At 48.1% G+C, this 20,144-nt stretch carries 11 protein-coding genes; 3 read left to right on the top strand and 8 right to left on the bottom strand.

Translation table 11 applies throughout. The features are described 5' to 3' along the window. Positions 1–16: 16 nt before the first annotated feature. The 5 genes from MKY97_RS04630 to MKY97_RS04610 all read right to left on the bottom strand — a co-directional run bounded on the left by MKY97_RS04630 (position 17) and on the right by MKY97_RS04610 (position 10,896). Positions 17–475 (bottom strand): GNAT family N-acetyltransferase, encoded by a 459-nt coding sequence (locus tag MKY97_RS04630; protein WP_342556232.1) that lies wholly within the window; start codon positions 473–475, stop codon positions 17–19. Positions 476–718: 243 nt separating this feature from the next. Further along, positions 719–5,695 (bottom strand): DUF4132 domain-containing protein, encoded by a 4,977-nt coding sequence (locus MKY97_RS04625; protein WP_342554334.1) that lies wholly within the window; start codon positions 5,693–5,695, stop codon positions 719–721. 31 nt (positions 5,696–5,726) lie between these two features. Then, entirely contained in the window at positions 5,727–6,146 is a 420-nt protein-coding gene (locus tag MKY97_RS04620) for a hypothetical protein (RefSeq protein ID WP_342554333.1), read from the bottom strand. Between the two features lie 329 nt (positions 6,147–6,475). Continuing rightward, complete coding sequence (locus MKY97_RS04615) at positions 6,476–8,605, bottom strand: molybdopterin oxidoreductase family protein (RefSeq protein ID WP_342554332.1); 2,130 nt, start codon at positions 8,603–8,605, stop codon at positions 6,476–6,478. Between the two features lie 38 nt (positions 8,606–8,643). Beyond that, complete coding sequence (locus MKY97_RS04610; protein ID WP_342554331.1) at positions 8,644–10,896, bottom strand: FAD-dependent oxidoreductase; 2,253 nt, start codon at positions 10,894–10,896, stop codon at positions 8,644–8,646. Positions 10,897–11,402: 506 nt separating this feature from the next. On the opposite strand from MKY97_RS04610, the gene MKY97_RS04605 reads away from it, so the two are divergent. After that, a complete protein-coding gene (locus MKY97_RS04605) occupies positions 11,403–12,635 on the top strand; it encodes a nitrate/nitrite transporter (RefSeq protein ID WP_342554330.1) in 1,233 nt (410 codons plus the stop codon). A gap of 89 nt (positions 12,636–12,724) precedes the next feature. Here MKY97_RS04605 and fabF read toward each other — a convergent pair whose 3' ends face one another. Continuing rightward, positions 12,725–13,963 (bottom strand): beta-ketoacyl-ACP synthase II, encoded by a 1,239-nt coding sequence (gene fabF, locus MKY97_RS04600; RefSeq protein ID WP_342556231.1) that lies wholly within the window; start codon positions 13,961–13,963, stop codon positions 12,725–12,727. 144 nt (positions 13,964–14,107) lie between these two features. Between fabF and MKY97_RS04595 the strand changes: the two genes are divergently transcribed. Both MKY97_RS04595 and MKY97_RS04590 read left to right on the top strand, forming a co-directional pair. Beyond that, on the top strand, positions 14,108–14,956 hold the full coding sequence (locus MKY97_RS04595) for a helix-turn-helix transcriptional regulator (protein WP_342554329.1): 849 nt from the start codon (positions 14,108–14,110) through the stop codon (positions 14,954–14,956). Between the two features lie 76 nt (positions 14,957–15,032). Next, the gene (locus tag MKY97_RS04590) at positions 15,033–15,707 is read left to right on the top strand and encodes a response regulator transcription factor (protein ID WP_342554328.1); all 675 of its coding nucleotides are present in this window, start codon (positions 15,033–15,035) and stop codon (positions 15,705–15,707) included. A gap of 32 nt (positions 15,708–15,739) precedes the next feature. On the opposite strand, the gene MKY97_RS04585 is transcribed toward MKY97_RS04590, so the two are convergent. Continuing rightward, positions 15,740–18,964, bottom strand: coding sequence for a response regulator (locus tag MKY97_RS04585; RefSeq protein ID WP_342554327.1), 3,225 nt, complete (start codon positions 18,962–18,964; stop codon positions 15,740–15,742). A 304-nt stretch (positions 18,965–19,268) separates the two neighbouring features. Next, on the bottom strand, positions 19,269–20,105 hold the full coding sequence (locus MKY97_RS04580) for a MetQ/NlpA family ABC transporter substrate-binding protein (RefSeq protein WP_342554326.1): 837 nt from the start codon (positions 20,103–20,105) through the stop codon (positions 19,269–19,271). Between the last annotated feature and the right edge of the window lie 39 nt (positions 20,106–20,144).

Below are 20,144 nucleotides of genomic sequence, written 5' to 3'. Positions count from 1 at the left end.
GATGATTCAACCTTATTCAAGCCTTAGCCTTCTTCATTTCCAGATGCAGCAGCGGGAAAGGATTGCCTGAGCTGTCCAGTTCAGAACGTCCCGTCTGAACAAAACCCAATTTTGAATAAAACCGGGCTGCATCTTCATTCTGTTCATTTACATCTACCCGAAGCTCCGTGCCCTTCATTTTCATCGTTTGAAAGACTAGAAATTTACCAACGCCCTGCCCCTGAAAATACTCATCTACAAACAGCATCTCAATAAAAGTATTGTCCAAGCCGATGAAACCGATGGGCTCCTGCTCGGTATCCAGCGCCTCCCAGACCTCCACCTGCTGCTGCTCCAAAGCTTCACTGACCATTTTTTTATAAAACAGGATATGATGCTCCTCCAGAAATGTATGTGTCGCCCGAACAGCGCGCTCCCAGATGGCTACCAGCTTGGCGTGATCCTGCTCCCGGTAAGGTACCATTAACATGTCTATTCCCTCTCCTTTGTCCAAAAGCATTATGCAGGTGCATCATTCCGAACTGCTCTAGTTCTCCAAAATGATGTATACCCGTTAATCCTGCGTATATTTTACCATGTCCTCCTTGCCCGGGCATCTCCAGACCAGCTGCAGCGTCACAGCTGCTCCTACGATCATGCAGCCTGTCTGCTGCAAGAAAAGAGCACAGCCCCCGCAGACCGCCCTATACGAGGCGATCTGTAGGCTGTGCACTTCATGTTATGTGTGCTGCAGCTGTGCGAGAATCTGCGGATCTTTAATCTTCTTATCTTCAGCCAGCAGTACAATCTTGGACAAAATCTCGGCCGTTCTTGGGTCTTCATCCAGAAACGGCAGGAAGATCCGACCACGATGCTGGCTTTGTACAGGCACAATGTACAATGCACCGGATGCCTGTTTGAAGACATTGCCGCTGCCCAAATGAACTGCATATTCACCCAGTTCACCGTCGATTCGTGCATAATTCCCGTCCAGACGAACATTGTTTATCTTGAGCAGGCGCAGAGATTCATTCACAATGACATGACGCATCTCAATCGTTGTCAGGCTGGCCTCCGGATCAACTCCGCCAACATGGGCGATGCTGACAACCAGATCAATATCACGCATGACTTCAGAGAAGAATACGGATGGTACATCCTTCAGCTCCACAGGCTTATAGGTGCGGCGATCATAAAATTGAACTGTCTCCAGCGTAGGTGCTTCTGTATCGGCAGGAGAGAACCAATCAGCCATCGCATAGAGGTTAGCGATCAGATTGTACTCATAACTTACCTTTTGCAGACCCTCCTCATAACTTACGGTCCACTGACGTCCTTTCAACAGGCTTACCGTTTTATTCGGCTGAATCTGATATCCCGCATATCGGCGAGATACTGTGCCTTGAGCAAGCTCATCTTCATTAGGCAGGTACAGTTCGCGGAAAACCTGCTTAAACGGCTGACGCTCCTGACGATTGAACAGATCGCGCTGGAACTCGCTCCACCTGCCGCTCTGATACAGATGCAGCGGATGTGCAATCAACAGCGGATCCTCTTCCTTCAAGGCATGAATCATTTCTTCGGCCCCTGGAGCAAGCAGCCCACCAGAGGCGGCATCGAATCGTCCCAGCTGTTCACCCGACTTGAAAATCAACGTCCTGAGCAGCGGCCGAATAACGGGATTGTTCATCAGACTTGCAATCTCCTGACGCGTAAAGGCCGTGCCTGCGACCATGGAGCGTTCCAATTCCAGCCTAGCCCGCCGATACTGATCCACAAGATCGGATTTCAACTCTTTCAATGCTGCAATATAACCATCTTTTTTGAAGCGAGCCGGTACAGATTTCAGCACTTTGCCTTTGCTGACAACAATCAGATCGGACTGCCCTTCCTCATTAATGACGAGTTGAGCCGTCGTATCGTCATCCAGTGCATGCGGTTCGAAATAAGCTTTCATCTCATCCAGCTTACGTGCCTCCATATCCCACATGAGACGTGTCACATCAGCATAACCTGCGTTCCGTGCAAGGTTACCCAGTGCAATCTGGGACGCCAGTCCTTCGCTGGCACGGCGCTGCGCCCCATACTGCTTGCTCTGCAGCTGGAACTTCTGGATAAAATCATAACGCTCCCTTAGATCCTGATCCCGTTCCCCCGCCAGCGGAATCAGACTGTAGGTCAACAAGTGATCCTTGTTGCGCTTATCGGCAACCGAATCATGCATGTCTTTCAGACTGAGCTTGCCAAGTGCAGCATCTGCGAATAATTGAGATCTTCGATGATTGGACCCACCGGAGATATATTTGGCACAATCGTACAGCAGGTTGAAGCGTTCTTCCCCAACCGCAGCATAAGCCTCTTCAAACCAGGCGATATCGAAGGCCCCGTCATTAAAATCCTGCGGCGTAATGGGTGAATAGTGGGCGACAATGGTTTCCTTCTCTGCACTGAACTGTTCATTGATGTGAGCATGGAAGTACCATGCAGCACTGCGGAGCCCTTCCCAGTTCAGATACTTCGCCACAAGTTCCATCCATTGCGGTGCATACATCGCGGCCTCCAGCAGCTTTTTCTCCTTAACCGGATATTTCTGCAGCAGCACCGCCAGCAGCTGTTCATCCTCCCCGGCACGTGGATGACAATGCTTAATGAGATAGCTGAACGTTTCTTTACGGGTCGTGCTTCCTTCACTATAGCTGTAGATATAACCACGAACAAAAGTATCCTGATCCATGGCAGAGACCAGATGTACCCAATGCTCCATGCCCTCGATTCGTTCCAACTTCATGGCCAGGGGACTAACTTCAGTGGACAGCTCTCCCCGAGTGAGCTCGATCTCCAGAATTCGGTTTACGACCGTATCTCGCAGGTGAATCAGCTTGGGATCATCTTTAATCCGCTCCGTACGAGCTGATGTCATATCACGGATAAATAGATAACGCTGCTGTCCAGCCATCAATTGACGGCAGATCTCCTGCTCATCAATCAGTTCTAACTGATATGCTCGCAGGAAATCATCGAGTGACAGGGGAGACATCGGATAATACGGCTCGGCCAGATGAGAGAATTGATATGCTGTCTGGAAATATCGCTTGAAGCTCGCATCGTCATATACGGTATTCCTAACGATATATTTCCATGGATCTGTCAGAATCTGAAGCATACCCAATTCCTTCTCCATTTGCTCTGCAGGCATACTTGAAATTATCGAAGCCCAAGCCTTTTCTGCACGCTCGAAGATTTCAGCTGCATCACAATCCAGGAACGCAGCCGAGATCAGTCCATGAACCTGATCCTTATATGGAAGTGTACCGATCATCTCATGCAGCTTCAGTACATCGTTTAATGCATAGGTCTCTTCGGCAAATATTTTGCGCCAACCCTCCAGTAAAGGGATTTTTCTTAATTCATCATAATCATACTGCTCTCGATAAAGAGAGTAATGTTCATCCAGTTTGCTGTTCAGCCTGCCTAACTGGAGTTCGACATACAGCTGCAGCAGTTCGATGCTGCTAAGTCCGCTCTGCTTAAAAAATTCTTTCCACACTTCAGCGAGTGGAAACTGATCCAGCTGTTTTATTTTTGCCCGCTCTGCATAAGGAACCTTGGAGCGAAGGTTGGTTCCAACGAGTAAAGTATCTTTATATCCTGCATAATACTCCACCACATATTCATGCTCCCTGTGCTCATGAACCAATTCATTTAACTCTTTGAGGAATGTACTGATCCTATCCAGAGTTACATCAAAAATATCCTTCGGTTTGCAGCCGGAAAGATTACGTTCTTCATCCAACAGCGGCTGTCGATCGTTTGGATCAAATAAACCATATCCATTGGAGGCTGTGTAACGACTTCCTTCATCCAGCAGTTTGGCGAGCAGCTTCTGTTCCTTGGCTGTAGGCTTCTCCAGTTCTTCTGCAAACGGCTTGAGCTGTTCCAACTGTTCTGCCCGTTCTGCATCCGTTTTGATCTCCGTTAACAGTTCAAGTGCACCCAGACGCTGCAGCTCGATCTTGGACTTCAGCAAACGCTGAACCGAATCCTTCAACTTTTCAACCGGCTGCAGCAGCAGAACTTGAATCACCTTTTGCCGGAGCGATCCTGTTTTCAGTTTTAACAGTACTTCCATCTGCTGCATCTCATCTGCGGTTAACATTAACTTCTTCACTTTTTTCAGTGCACTTTCACGATTGCTCATGCTTTTATCAGATAAACTCTCAAAAATAAACTGGCGCTGTATCTCATGATCCGGCTCCTGTACAAATTGAGACAAGAGCTCGCCGCGCATCTCTGAACTTAATCGATCTTTGAGAGCGATAATTTCACCAATCCATTCGGCATCCATATCATAAGCGGCCAAATACAACATTTTTTTGATGACATCATCAAGATCGATTCGATAATGGACAAAATCCAGCACTCCAGAAGGCCCACTTGAACCGCCCTTTGGAATGAAATGCAGCATCTGTTTGAATTGATCAAAATCATGGCGGCGTGCCTGTTTATCTTCAAGCACATCCCAGCGAGGAACATAGACACTGCGCTGATGCTCTCCCTCTTCAAAACTCCAATTATGCACATACTCTGCCGTATAATTTTTCACAACCCAGTGCATCAGTTCCGGGTGCTGCACATCCAAATGATTGCGCGCCACAGCAAGACGAAGCCCCAGATACTGACTATTCGCGAGAACGTACTGGGCCGCGATCTTTTGATACAATTCTCCCTCATCCATGATCTGTGCAGCCTTATGCTGCAAATCACGTTCTTCAATGACTGCCGCTGCCCATAGGCTGATATACAATTTATTGGCATTTTTTTCCTGAAGCCATGCCTCACGAATCTCTTCATTTACAAGAGCCTCATAGGCTTGTTCGAGTAATTGTGCTGCCACGCGCTGGTTGGCCGCCTCAATGCCGATCCCTGTCCATACCCCCAGCGCTCTTACGACAGAACTGAACCGAATCAGATTGTTGTCCAGAATTATTTTTAGTATGTACATATACGCTTCAAGTGTGCCTTCGTCCATCCGTTCCACAATGCTCTGGCGAAGTCCTTCCTGCAGCCGTGCTGCAACAAGCAGCTCCCCCACCATCTGATAGGCGTCTGCCTGTTCGCTCATAAAGATTCCTTTAATCATCTCACCAGTTAGTAAGGCAGCCTGGTTATCGCCATAGATAATGTCGTGCAGTGCCTGTTTGACTTCAGCGTTCGAATGATCCAGTTCATAGGCAATACAGTCTGGTATTACCGTACGAAATTCATGCTGATGAAGCATGTTTGGCTCGCGAAGGGTCAAATACTCCGTCAGATTAAACCCTCTAGCCTCCATGCGAAACAAACCGAGCAGCTTGCGCAGCACGTGAATGACATGTTGTCTGGGATCGGATGTCCGGAATGGTCTGCGTTCATAGCTTGTACTATATGGATAGAGCGTCGCCCCCTCAGCAATATAGCGGAATTTAGCAGCAAAACTCTCAGAGGTCAGATGTTCGAGCACCTCAAGGATTGGCTGGAATAACGACTGCTGCGTCTCCATTGCAAGGTTGGTAAGCTGTTTTTCTGTATTTAAATAGTCTCCTTCATCCCCACGCAAGTATGTTGACTCTGCCAGCGTTACCATGTATTTCGCTATTTCCAGCTTCGTGCCTGTAAGCGTATCTGCTTTTTCCCGCAATCCCTCAACGTACACTTCTGCCTGCTCTTCCTGATTCATCCCATTCTCCTCCTTGTTATTCTGCTTCTGCCTACCACAGACGCCCGGCCAGCATCGTAAAGCGGATAAATGTCACATTGGCATCATTCTCTATGCTCAGCGGCTCATCCAGTTGATCCAGCTCTTTATCATTCAGAAATACTCTGTACAGCCCGTCTTCATATGCAAGGATCGCAGCTCCCTTCGCCTCGCTAAGATCGGGAATGCCCTCCCCATGTACCGCGCCAAAGCCCACTTTACCCGCAGCACCCTGCGCATCGATGTCTTCCGGCATAAGATAGACAAGCATCTCTGCTGCATCCTTTCTCTCCCGATAAGCCTCGACCTGCAGTTCAACCATATTCTCAATGAGCAGCCGAAGTGTGCGGGTTGTTTCCGGAAGTTCCAATATTTGTTTGGCGAGAGCCGGCCTGCGTTTGCCCAGACTTTTCACCGTAATCCATACTTTCAATACACTGCGCCTCCTCTCATCCCTTTGTCAGATAACCAATTTATCCCAAATACCTGCAATCTTCTACAAACATGAGTTAATACCCGAATAATCATCCTATTAAAACAAACAAAATACGTACATATGTACCCCTAATGAACATCATAACCAAAATACCAGTCTCTTTCATGGGCCCATTTTCATATTTACCTCGAACCTGCGAACTAATGAGAAACTTGCACATAAAACGCAAAAAAACCGCTCCATCCCGCATAAATCAGGAGATGGGCGGTCTCATATCCTCTAACAGTTCAATGCATGCCGTTTATTACGCGAGTTAAAACAGCTTGTTATACCAGCCGCATAGGTTTAATGGCTGCCGCAGTCGTCTTAAAACCGGGCATCCGGCAGTGGGGGTCCAGTTCCGGTCTCGTTGCCCGGTTCACATTCTGCATACCACCCCAGTGCATCGGTACAAACAGCGTATCCTCCCTTATCGATTCTCTGACTCGCGAGCGTACAGCGAAACTGCCGTAGGCCGACTGAATCTCTACCCACTCACCGTCACGAATACGATGACGCGCTGCCGTCGACGGGTGAAGCTCAACAAAGTTCTCCAGTTCGCGAGCCGCCAGTGCCGGACTTCGCCTTGTCTGCACACCGGTCAGGTAATGAGGAAGAATTCGGCCATTCGTCAAGATTAGGGGAAAAGCTTCCGAGTTGTTATCCCATCCTTCACTTGAACCCAAGGTAAACACGGCTTTTCCGTCAGCATGGGCGAATCGATCATAAAATAACAGCCCTTCTCCCTGGTCATCTATGGAAGGACAAGGCCAGAATACCCCCTGCTCGTTACGCAGACGTTCATAGGTGATTCCATAATAGTCCGCTGTTCCGCCGCGACTTGCAATTCGCAATTCATCGAATATATCCTCAGCTTTCGTGTATTGGAACAGCGAACCTTTGCCCAGCTGCGCAGCAATCCGGCATAAAATGTCCCAATCATCCAGCGTTTCACCCGGTGCAGCCCTTCCCTTTTCCCGCAGCAGTACTCGCCCCTCCAGATTCGTGAGTGTACCTTCATTCTCCATATAGGCTGTTACGGGCAGCACAAGATCAGCCATTCTCGCTGTCTCGGATAGAAACATATCGGCAACAACCAGGAAATCAAGCCTGCGCAGCCCTTCCTCCACCAAGCGTACATTAGGATTCGAAACCACCGGATTGGAGCCCACAACGAGCAGAGCACGGATGTCCTGATCATGGATTTTTTCCATCATCTCATAAGCTGATACACCTTTGCCTGGCAAAAGAGCAGGATCTACATCCCAAACAGACGCAATATATGCACGATCCTGCTCATTCTCAATAGAACGGTAACCCGGCAGCTGATCTGACTTCTGCCCATGCTCCCTTCCCCCCTGTCCGTTACCCTGCCCGGTAACAGCCCCATATCCACAACCGGCTCTGCCAATCTTGCCAGTTGCCAGTACCAGATTCAGGAAATGACGAACAGCCATATGTCCGTCCGTTTGCTGCTCTACCCCGCGTGCCGTCATAATCATGCCGGTCTGTGCTTCACCGTAGGCCATCGCCGCCTGACGGATCTTCTCCAGTTCAACTCCGCATGCTGCTGCGGCCTGTTCCAGCTTCAGCTCTTTCATCTCCTGTACCAGCTGCTCATATCCGGTTGTTCGCTCTTGAACAAATCGGGAATCTGTCAATCCGGCATCCATGATGACCTTCAGCATTGTATCAGCCAGCAGTGAATCCATACCAGGCTTTACCTGAAGGTGCAGATCAGCAATGGCTGCGGTCGCCGTCCTTCGCGGATCAATCACAATAATAAACGTCCCATTATCCTTGGCCTCATTAAAGTAAGGCAAAAGTGTTGGCTGACATTCGGCTATATTTGTTCCTGCCAGAATAATGCAGCCGGCTTTGGGAATATCGGACAGTGGAAAGGTTAAACCGCGGTCCATTCCAAACACTTTGCTTCCGGCGGAAGCTGCTGCTGACATGCAGAAGCGGCCGTTATAGTCGATGTATTTACTTCCTAGAGCCACTCGTGTGAATTTGCCAAGCAAATATGCGGTTTCATTGGTCAACGAGCCGCCGCCATATACTCCGACAGTATGGGGACCGTAGGTATGCTGAAGCTGCCGCAGACGATCAGCAATCGTCTGAATCGCCTCCTCCCATGTACAGGGCTCCAGTTCTCCCTGGCGGCGGATGAGCGGATACATCAGACGCTCGGAACTGAATACCTGCTGGTGAGCGTTCATGCCCTTCACACACAGGCGGCCCTGTGAAGCCTTATTGGGTACGCCCTGAACCCTGTACTCTGCTGGTCTCTGACCTGCAGCAGGAGCGGCAAGCTCTTCGACTGACATCCTGCACTGCACGCTGCAGTAAGGACATTGGGTTTCTTTTACATATAACCTTGATGCAGCTTGTTCCGTATTCACTGCTTCCATCATGATCCACTCCTGCCTTCCCGGGTTATATATTTAAGTCTTTATGCTTCTACCTGAACACTGGGTACTTCGATGGATATCCGTTCCGCCTGTGCAGCATCAACGCCGCGTTCCTGTTCACGAATGAATCCGAGTTCGTGCTGCAGGCGTGTATCCAAAAGCGTTTCCCGAATCAGCATGATGCCAAGTCGTTCCGTCCACATCCATAACGGTTCATCAAACCAAGCCGTCTGCCGATACCACTGCAGACAGGCTGACGAGAGATCAGCGGCCTGCTGCGCTGAATCAGCTGTGCCCAGCAGCAGACCTTCTTTCACCGGATGTCCTGCATGGCCTCCAGCATAAATCTCCCATCCAGCCGGGGAAGCCAACAGACCTATGTCTGCCACCAGCGCACTCACCGGAGAACGAATACCCGAGGCAATACCTATGTTGACTTGGGACGGCATCACTGCATTTTTCCACATGATGCGAAGCTGAGTCTCTAGATCACCTGCAGCAGTGCTGGAAGCCAATGATGAAATGTGGTGATCCGAATAGAGGTGTATCCCCTGATGATGTTCCAGTCCTGTTTTCAATTCTTTTTCAACGGAGTACGGTATGAGTCTTGAGATATGAGCATAATAGCGAACTGCAGGAAGGCATACGGAGCAGCCAAGTTCGGACTGCCATTTCAGCTGCTTCAGAAGCGAAGTGAATTGTTTTTCGCCAACGGGGGCGACCCCAGACTCTAAATTCGGGCTTCTGGTTTTGTCCGGATCTGCTGTCACCATAACATCCAATCGACGTTTAAGCTCTTCATGACCCATGTCGGTGCAGCGGCATACAGGCATTACGGTAGACTTTTTTTCCGCAGCATCTGCATCTGCACTTATATCTGCACCTCCATCACGCTTCACGCGTTGAGCGTGTTTCAGCAGGGCAGCCACCATGGGTTTGCATCCACCGCATGAACCTGAAGCTTTGGTTTGCTGTTTCACTTGTTCGACAGTCTCCAGCCCCCGCTCCTGAATGGCCTTCAGAATCGCTGCTTTGGTTACATTGCTGCAGGCACATACCGTATCCTGACTTGGAAGCGCAGCTGCGGCTGTCTCTGCTGGGTCTGGGACATCTTCCCGGGGAGCAAGCTCGGCTATATCTGCTCCGCGCCGCACAAGACCAAGCAGAGCCGTGCCTTCAACCGTGTTTCCAAACAGTATGGCACCTCTAATCCTGCCAGCCTGCATCAGCACTTTTTTGTACGTGCCTTGAATGCCATCCAAATGCTGAACTGCCGTCTGCAGCAGGTCGCCGCTGATCTCCCCTGCCGAGAAGACATCCACACCCGACACTTTCAGCTGTGAATACGGGACAGAACCTGCATACCCGGGAATCTCCTGTCCGCATAACGTACGCGCCAGCACCTTCCCCTGCTCATACAGCGGTGCTACCAGACCATAACTGATGCCCCGATGCTCTGCACATTCTCCAACGGCATATATATCCGGCACACTGGTACGCATATAATCGTCGACTACAACAGCACGTTGTGTGGCGATGCCGCTTCTCCTGGCCAAATCCACATTCGGCCGAATCCCGACAGCGACAATAACCACCTGTGCCTCAAGCTTCGAACCATCTGTGAACAGAAGTCCCTGCGCTTGTGAACGTCCGGTGATTTTCTGCGTGTTTTTATTTAAAAGAAAGGACATGCCCTGAGCTTCAAGCTCAGCCTGAAGCATCGATGCAGCCTCGTAATCCAGCTGCCGGTTCATAATATAAGGCGCATTATGAACCACCACCGCTTCCATACCCAGATGCAGCAGTCCCCGTGCAGCTTCCAGCCCAAGCAGTCCGCCGCCGATGACAGCTGCTTTACGATATTCTTTGGAGTACTTGGCCATACGAGTGCAGTCATCGATCGTCCGGAAGGACATGACACGTTCCTTATCCATCCCAGGGATCGGCGGAATAAACGGGGAAGAACCTGTTGCGAGAATCAATATGTCGTACGTTTCCCGTTTGCCAGATTCCGTTTCAATGAATTTGTCACGAGGCTCGATCCGATGCACGGTTTCCCCCGTACAAAGCCTTATTTTACGTTCCGCATACCAGGTCCAGTCATTCATAATGATATCCTGTATGGAATGCTCACCTTGGAGAACTTTGGATAACATAATGCGATTGTAGTTAGGCCGGGGTTCTGTTCCGTAGATCACAATCTCATACGCATTCGGCTCCAGGTTAATAATCTCTTCCACACATTTCACTCCTGCCATGCCGTTGCCGACTACGACCAATTTCTTTCTGCTCATGGGCACTCCCCCTATCGCTTTTACATCTGCAAATAAAACAGAACTGCCTATCTCTGATCGACCCGGAACCATTCCTTCTCCCGATTTAAAACACAATAACCCCTTTTTCCGATTTAAAGCACAATAACCCCTTTTCCATTAAGGGAAAAGGGGCACCATTGCCTCCGAGCTCTACACGCCATTGTGCAGATTTTTATTAAATTAAGATTAATTGAATCCAAAGTACATGTCAACTAATTTGACACCAAAAAGCAATATTCATGCGAAAAAATAATTATTTTAAAATTTAATGTTATTTTTATTGACATTATCTTTTTCCCTTTTTATAATTTGAATCAAAATCACAGCGATGTGATCATCTCAGGAGCGGGACACAAAGACGTGTACCGCCTGTCGGCAGCGGGGCCGCAAATCGTTCTGGATCAGGACGACTTGCGGCCTTTTTCTGCCTGAATGAACACGTAGAGACATAATAAAGAACCTACTTGGATGAGGAGCGATGAGGAATGGTAGAGAGCAAAAGTTTTTGGAAAAGCGGGCATAAGCCCACGCTGTTCGGAGCATTTATGTATTTTGACATCAGTTTTATGATCTGGGGGATGCTCGGTCCGCTTGCTGTAATTATTGCCATGGATTATCCGATGACCCCATTGGAAAAAGCAAATTTGGTCGCCCTGCCCATTCTCGGGGGTTCCATTCTGCGGCTTGTGCTTGGTTTCATGTCCGACTATATCGGTCCCAAATTAACCGCACAGATTGGCATGTTATTGACACTTGTTCCATTGCTGCTGGGCTGGTTATGGGTTGATTCCCTCAGTCAGCTCTATGTCGTGGCTCTTCTGCTTGGCGTAGCGGGTGCTTCATTTGCAGCGGCACTACCGCTTGCAGGCCAGTGGTATCCAAAAGAACACCAAGGTCTTGCCATGGGTATAGCCGGGGCAGGTAACAGCGGAACGGTACTCGCCACCTTATTCGCTAACCGTCTTGCCACTCACTTTGGCAGTTGGGAGGTCGTTTTTGGACTCGCAATCATTCCGATTATAATCGTCTTTATCCTATTTTCCCTCTTTGCCAAGAATAGTCCGAATCGTCCAGAGCCCAAAAAGCTGTCTCAATACAGTTCGCTGCTTAAACAAAAAGATGCATGGGTCTTCTGTGCATTCTACTGTGTCACTTTCGGAGGTTTCGTTGGCCTCTGTAACTATCTGACCATTTTCTTTAATACCCAATACGGCCTTTCTGCAGTGCATGCCGCCGACATTACGACGTTCTGTGTGATTGCAGGCAGTTTCTTCCGGCCTGTTGGCGGTTTTCTGGCTGATAAAATGGGTGGAACCCGAATGCTGACTTTTCTATACTCAGGCGCCTGCATCATGCTTCTCGGCGTATCCTTCCTGCCCCCTCTTCCTGTAGTGATCGTCATGCTGTTCCTGGGTATGATGTGCCTTGGGGCTGGAAACGGATCTGTATTTCAATTAGTTCCGCAGCGTTTCGGAAGCGAGATCGGTCTGATGACAGGCATCGTCGGTGCCGCCGGCGGATTGGGCGGCTACGCCCTGCCGCTCATTCTGGGCCAGCTGTACAGCACATATCAATCTTACACGCCAGGCTTTATTATTCTTAGTCTCATTGCTGCCGCATCCTTGTGCCTTGTACTCTTTATGCAATCCCGCTGGCGTGTAAGCTGGCTGAACAGAGGGAGCACAGGCATAGCCGATTCAACCTCGCTGACGTCCTGATTCTCTACCTGCACAAACAAACAGCAGCGCAGCCAGATAGGCAGTGCTGCTGTTTGTTCTAATACAACCTACTATTCAACCCTTTCTGCTCATGCCGAGTACTTCTGAAGAATAATAACTGCATTATGCCCACCAAATCCAAAGGAATTGGATATACCAATCTGTAAATCCGCTTCTCTCGCTGTATTCGGGACGTAATCCAGATCACATTCAGGGTCCTGCTGCTCCTGATTAATCGTAGGCGGGATAATACCATGCCTCAGCGTTTGGACTAGAGATATTGCCTCAGCTCCTCCTGCGGCACCGAGCATATGTCCGGTCATCGATTTGTTCGCTGTAATTGGAATACGATAGGCACTCTCTCCAAAAAGCTGTTTGATCGCTCTGGTCTCAGAGAGATCACCTGCCTCTGTACTGGTCGCATGGGCGTTAATGACATCAATATCTCCGGGCTGCAGCTGTGCGTCTCGCAGTGCTGCCTTCATGGCCAGATAAGCTCCCCTTCCTTCCGGGTGAGTCGCTACCATATGATACGCATCCGAAGAAGCTCCGTATCCGGTAACTTCAGCGAGAATATTCGCGCCTCTTGCCAGTGCATGAGACAGGGATTCCACAACCAGAATACCAGCTCCCTCTGCCATGACAAACCCGTCTCTGCCTGCGTCAAACGGCCGGCTTGCGGCTGTAAAAGCTTCATTTCTAGTCGATAATGCCGTAGCATTGCTGAAGCTGGCGAGGGATATCTCTGTCACCGCTGCTTCCGTTCCTCCAGCAAAAATGACATCTGCTCCTCCGTGACGAATCAGCCGGTAGGCTTCGCCAATGGCTGTGTTGCCAATGGAACAAGCCGTAACCGGGGAGAGCGTAGGCCCCCAGCATCCAAACCTCATACTGACTGCGGCTGCCGCCATATTGGATATCATCATGGGTACAAGCGTCGGGCTAACTCGCGATGCTCCCCGTTCCGATAAAATGCTGCCCTGATCCATCAAAGTTTGAATCCCGCCGATGCCCGAGCCGATATATACACCGATCCGCTCCCGGTCTAGTGACTCCAGCACAAGACCTGAATCTGCTAACGCCTGATCTGCAGCCGCAGCAGCAAACTGCACAAAGCGATCCATACGCCTTGCCTCCTTACGACCAAATCGAGCTTCACCATCAAAATCAAGAACCATACCAGCGATTCTCGTTTTATACAGCGCACTGTCCAGATGTTGAATCGGGGTGATTCCCGATTTCCCTTCCTTCAATGCGTTCCAGAATGTATCCACATCATTGCCGAGCGGAGAAATCACACCCATCCCTGTAATCACGACACGTTCCATACTCATATTATTTTCCTCCTTGAACGATCTTCACTTGTGAAATAAAGCTTATGTATTCATAGTGCCATTTCTATATATCCTATTACAAGTTGTCATTTATCATAGTATAATGACTACCATGATAAACAGATTGAAGGTGATCCTATGAGTGAAACGAATCGATTGCAAGCCCTGTCTGCTTTTTTAAAAACACAGCGCTCCAAGCTCTCTCCGGAATCGGTTGGCTTGCCTGCCAGCGGCAGGCGAAGAACTCCCGGACTGAGAAGAGAGGAAGTAGCACAGCTCGCGGGTGTGAGCACAACCTGGTATACCTGGTTGGAACAAGGGCGGAGCATCCAGGTTTCACATTCCGTACTGGACAGCATTGCTTCTGCACTCAGACTCACTGCGGATGAACGCAAATATTTATTTTCGCTGGCTGTGGAGCATTATTCAGATCTGCCTGTACCGGAACCGGAAACACTGCAGCTTCATCCGTCATTGCAAAAAATTTTGCAAGAACTGCGGTATTGTCCCACCATCATTTCAGATCGACGCTGTTTTATCGTAGGCTGGAACGAAGCTGCCGCACAAGTTTTTATGAACTTTGAACAGATTCCTTTCGAGCAGCGCAACATGATCAGTCTGCTGTTTGACCGAAAAGAGCTGCGCAGACTTGCAGTGAACTGGGAGGACTTTGTCAGCGGATTTTTATCTATTTTTCGCGGCTATTATGGTCGTTATGTCGACGATGAATGGTATAATCTATTTTTGGATGATATGATGAGCCGCCACTCCGATTTTCAGTCCTTGTGGAAACAAAGCAGCGTAAGCAGTGCTCCTGATGTTTGGATCGAGTTCAGACATTCCAAAGCAGGTAAAATGTTATTTGACCTGACTTCATTACAAGTTCAAGGCAATTCCGATCTGCGATGCAGCATCTATACACCAGCACCTGAAACGGCAACGGAGCGAAAATTAATGCAGCTGCTTGAACGCAAAAATGAATCCTGAACAGCTTGCTCATGACCACGGGAAAAGGTAGGGATTAGCCCGTAAATTTTATAACGTGGATTCAGAAAGGAACACCATGACCAAAGTGCTTATTATAGAGGATGATAATATGCTGGGGGACACCCTATCCTTGTATTTACAAGGTGAAGGATACGATGTATTTCGTGTGGATACTATCGGCGCGGCACTTTTGCAGCTGGACACCAGGCCAAATATCATTTTAATTGACCTGATGTTACCTGATTCGGGAGAGAAGAATCCATGTGCCTTCATGCGTGAACATACCTCCATACCGATGATTGTCATCTCTTCGTTAACCGAAGTGTCTGAGCGTATCCGTTCATTAACCGATGGTGCGGACGACTTTGTATGCAAACCTTTCAGTATGCAGGAGCTGAAGGCACGAATCGAGGCTGTTTTACGCCGATATGCGATATTGAACAGCTCTTCATTGAATGATAAGGAAACAGGGCTGACCCTTGATCTCGCACGCCGAACAATCCTGTTGAATAATCGCAAAGTCGAAATGACCTTTTCCGAATTCGAAATTATGAAGCTGTTTGTACATAATCCGGACAAGGTATTCAGCCGTTACGCGCTCATCGAATCCATCCGTGGAATTGATGCTTACATTAATGATCGAACAATTGATGTACATATCACGAAACTGCGCAGGAAAATTGAAGACAACCCCAAAAACCCCCAATTTATTCAAACGATCTGGGGGGTCGGATATAAATTCACACCTTAAACATGACCAAGGCTGCTGTATATACACCATGTTTACCATGGCAGTGACTCTGTAATGTGATTAATTTCCTGCTGTACCTGCTGCAGGATCGAGGACAGTTCCTCTTCGGAGCTTGAATTGGATAATAAAAGTGATTCCAGGTGCCGCACCGACTGCAGCAGATTTACAGCATGCAGATGGGCTGCAGCTCCTTTGAGAGAATGCGTACTGCGTAAAGCATCATGCTTCTGTTCCTGTCTTAAATATGCCTGTATTTTCCGTTCATATTCGCTGTATTCCAGAGAAAACTTGGTCAGCGCAAATTGTAAAACATGCAGTTTGTCACCCATCTGCTGCAGCGCCTTATCTGTATCAACCCCCTTGATCTCATGCATGCCCTTCAGATCAATCCAGGCTGCCAGTGTGTCTTTAATCTGCTTCTCATCAATCGGTTTAGTGAGAACAGCATTCATACCTGCCTCTAAATAGTCTTTATGGTCCCTTTTTGAGCTGTTTGCTGTAAGTGCAATGATGGGCATGGAATGATACTCTCTCATCTGACGAATATGTTTAACAGCCTCCAGTCCGTTCATTTCCGGCATGTATAGATCCATCAAAATCAGCTTCCACCGCTGCACATGCAGTTTCTGCAGCAGCTCTTTTCCATTATTCACGATCGTTACTTCAAACCCCAGCGGCTGCAGCATGGCCCGAATAGCAATCTGGTTAATCTCATGATCTTCTGCCACTAGAATCGATCCCTGATTCTTCCGTTCTAAGAATTCATCCTTATATTGAGTTTGGTTCAGTTCCTGCACTTCTTCTTCCTGCAGTGTCAACAGCGCCTCAAATAGACCGATACGGGTGATCGGTTTGAATATTACAGCCTTCGGTCCGCTGTAGTGCAGTCTACTTGCAGGAGCACTGCTGCTGGATGCACGGGAATATGCTAATACCTGAATCCGGGTATCCTGCATCCTGGTAGTGAAACGACACCAGTTCAGCACCGAGTCTATCTCTTCTGTATCCATATCCAGCATGATCAGGAGAGAAGACGATCCATCCCCATCCGGATCTATCCTGCAGCTGTCTACCACCCCTTGGAAAGAGGTATAGGTTTCAGACCTGAGACCGAATGAGCGGAGCATCTGCTGCAAATTTTCGGCCGCCCTTCTGTCATTCTCCACAATGATTACATCATTCACAGCGTATAACAAAGGGTACGTTGGAAGAAAGGAAATATCCTCTATTTCTGTCAGTTCATATTTCAGATCAAAGGTGAACATGCTGTATTCACCAAGTACACTCTCGACTTGCAGACTGCCTCCTAACGAGGTGATCAAAAGATAACAAATGACCAATCCTAATCCTGATCCCCCGTACGTGCGATAGGTCGATGGTTCAGCTTGACCGAAAGGGACAAATAAACGTTCCATCTGTTCGGGTGAGATACCAATACCGGTATCTTCTACCTCAAAGCGGATTTCGACACGCTTTTCCTCAAATGCAAGTACTTCTGCATGAAATATGACATACCCTTGGTCCGTAAATTTTATTGCATTGTTAAGCAGATTAATAAGTACCTGTTCCAGTCGGAACGGATCACCAACTACCGTTAAAGGCAGATCGGAATCTGTCTGAAAAATAATCTCGATGTCTTTGTTCCCGGTCGTTGTACTGATCTGATCAGCCACCCGTTTAAATACATCCTCCAGAGAAAAGGGGACATTCTCCATATTAAACATGCCTGCTTCAATTTTCGAAAAATCCAGGATATCTTTCACTAAGGTCAGTAAGGACTCGGAGGACGCCGTGATTTTGCTTACATAATCCTGCTGCTGCGTAGTAAGATTCGTCCGCTGCAGCAGGGAGCTGAAACTGGTGATACTGTTTAGTGGTGTACGCATTTCATGACTCATCAAGGCCAGGAACTCGCTCTTCGCCTGACTTGCTTTATCCGCTTTCACCCGTCTGTACTGATCCGTAGTATCCTGAAAAACAGCTTTAATCTGCTCACTGGACCCGGATGTCTTGATCGGGTATAGATGAACGCGAACGTGCAGTTCGTCACTCTCTCCGATCCGTAAGATGGACTCCGTTTCCTGCGTGGTTTTGGATAACAGTGCTTGATCAAAGGCCTGGAACCAGCACTCCGATTTGTCCATCACGAGCAGGTCTACAAGCTCACGCCCAATAACCTGCTGCCTGTCCGCCTGGAGAACATCCAGAAACTTCTGGTTAATCGAGACGATACGCCCGGCGCTGTCCAGTCCTGCTACCCAGTTGGCGGACAATCGCTCCAGCATTCGGTAACGCTCCTCACTTTCCTGAATCCTTCGTCTTACAGCTCGGTGTTCTGTAATATCAAGTCCATACCCGATCACATACTTCACCACGCCGTCCTCCAGAAAAGGAGCCAGCTTGACCAATGCATAATTCCCTTTATGCTCTATCTCAAAAAAAAAGAATTCGCCTCTCCATGCCCGGTTAAATTGTGTCTTCAAAAACTGAATTTTGTCTGGAGGCAGCGCGTTAATGGTTCCCAGTTGGAAGCTCTGTTCCAGACTTCGCATGTCCATACCCAGATGAGACAGCATCTCTCCTTCAAGCAGCAGAAACTCGAATTTGCCGTTATGCTTTCGGAGTTTAAACGTAAATCCGGGCTGCCTGCGCAGCATTTCCAGCACCTCCTGCTTTCTTTGAAACGCCAGCTGTTTGTAATGATGGTTCTGGTTGAGGAAGTACATAAATAATACAAGCAGTACCATGCACATGCTTTGAAGCAGCAGGGTAATACCATGGCTGAAAAGTGACGATGATGGATGGGTTATCGACATCGTGAACTGATAAACTACGAGCAGCAGCAGTGAACCAGACAGCCACTGGTAAACAAAATGGTGAATATACTTGAAATTCAGGAATGCAGCCAAAACAAACATCAATTCACACAAGGCATATTCCAAGTTTTCAATCGAGGGCCAGAATCCCAGGTTGATCCGAAAAGCCCACTGTCCTGCATAGGTAATGAATGCTGTTCCTCCTCCCCCATAGTAGGCGGCAAGGAGGTAAACAACGGATCTGAAGTTCAGCAGCGTGCCATCATCCAATACAATCGAGAAATAGTATAATGCTGTTCCCAGCATGCTCATAGCAATTCCGATAATGATCCGAGTGGTGAAAGAAGGTTTCTTTCGATTGCTTGATTGATTTAGATAGTGATGGACCAGAAAGACAATGATTAATATTAATGTAAAATTTAAAACAAGATCGCGCAGCAAATTTCACCATCCAGGTTACGACTTCAAGGTTCATTAACTTACGAAAAATAGAACAGGTTAGCATTACCTCTCTGTATAATCAATCATATTACGCGAAACTCCCTTATTCAATTGTGGATATGGATATGCAATTCTCCCGTCTTCCTTCATCTCTTCTAACATTTACCGAGCGCTATATATCCCAAAAATTTACACATAAAACCAGAGTAAAAATCGACAAGACTATGTCAGTTCCTATATAAAAAATATGCCGCAAAGAAAAAGACCCGAGCACCACTGCTCGGGTCTGCAATAATCTATCAACTTAAAATGCGGGGATGGCAATATCGGCATAGTTTTTCTCAAAAAAAGCTTTCACTTCAGGACCTGCCATGCGTTTAGCCAGCTTTTGGATTGCTTCAGAATCTTTATTATCCTCACGAGCTACCATCGTGATCGCAAAATGGGAATCATCCTTTTCAGTCAGCAAAGCATCCTTCTTCGGTGTGAGACCCAGTGGGCTGGCATAGGCCGGAGTCATGGCAACCAGGTCTGCATCATCCATCATGCGGGCAAGCATCAGCAGATCCACTTCTTTGAACTTAAAGTTCTTTTGGTTTTCGGTAATGTCTGCTTGCGTAGCATTAAAGCCTACGCCCTCTTTAAGTTTGATCAGACCGTTTTGTTCCAGCATGACCAGGGAACGTCCGATGTTCGACGGATCATTGGCAATGGCAATGACCGCACCTTCGGGCAGCTCATCCATGGACTTGTACTTCTTGGAGTAACCACCATAGATTGCATTGTAGATGGGCTGTACAGGGACCAGATTGGCATTGTTCGCCTCATTATACTGCTTCATATACGGGACGTGCTGGAAGAAGTTAGCATCCACTTCCTTGTTCGCCAGTGCTGTGTTTGGCTGCACGTTATCGGACAGCACCACAACCTCCAGATTGATGCCATCCTCTTTAAGAAGTGGTTTAACGATATCCAGCACATCCGTCATTGGCGGAATTAGTGTGGCTACTTTCAAAGTGACTTCCTGTCCGGCTTGTGTTTCCTGTTTGGTACCTTCAGCAGCTGGTGTTTCTTCTTTTTTCCCACAGGCAGATACAACCAGCATAACTGCAAGCAGCATGAGCATTAATTTTGCTTTCATTAAATGTTTACCCCTTATCTGTAATAATCTGTTGTTGTT

The sequence above is a fragment of the Paenibacillus sp. FSL R7-0652 genome, from assembly GCF_038595045.1.
GTDB lineage: Bacteria > Bacillota > Bacilli > Paenibacillales > Paenibacillaceae > Paenibacillus.
This window is presented reverse-complemented; position numbering and strand designations above follow the sequence as displayed.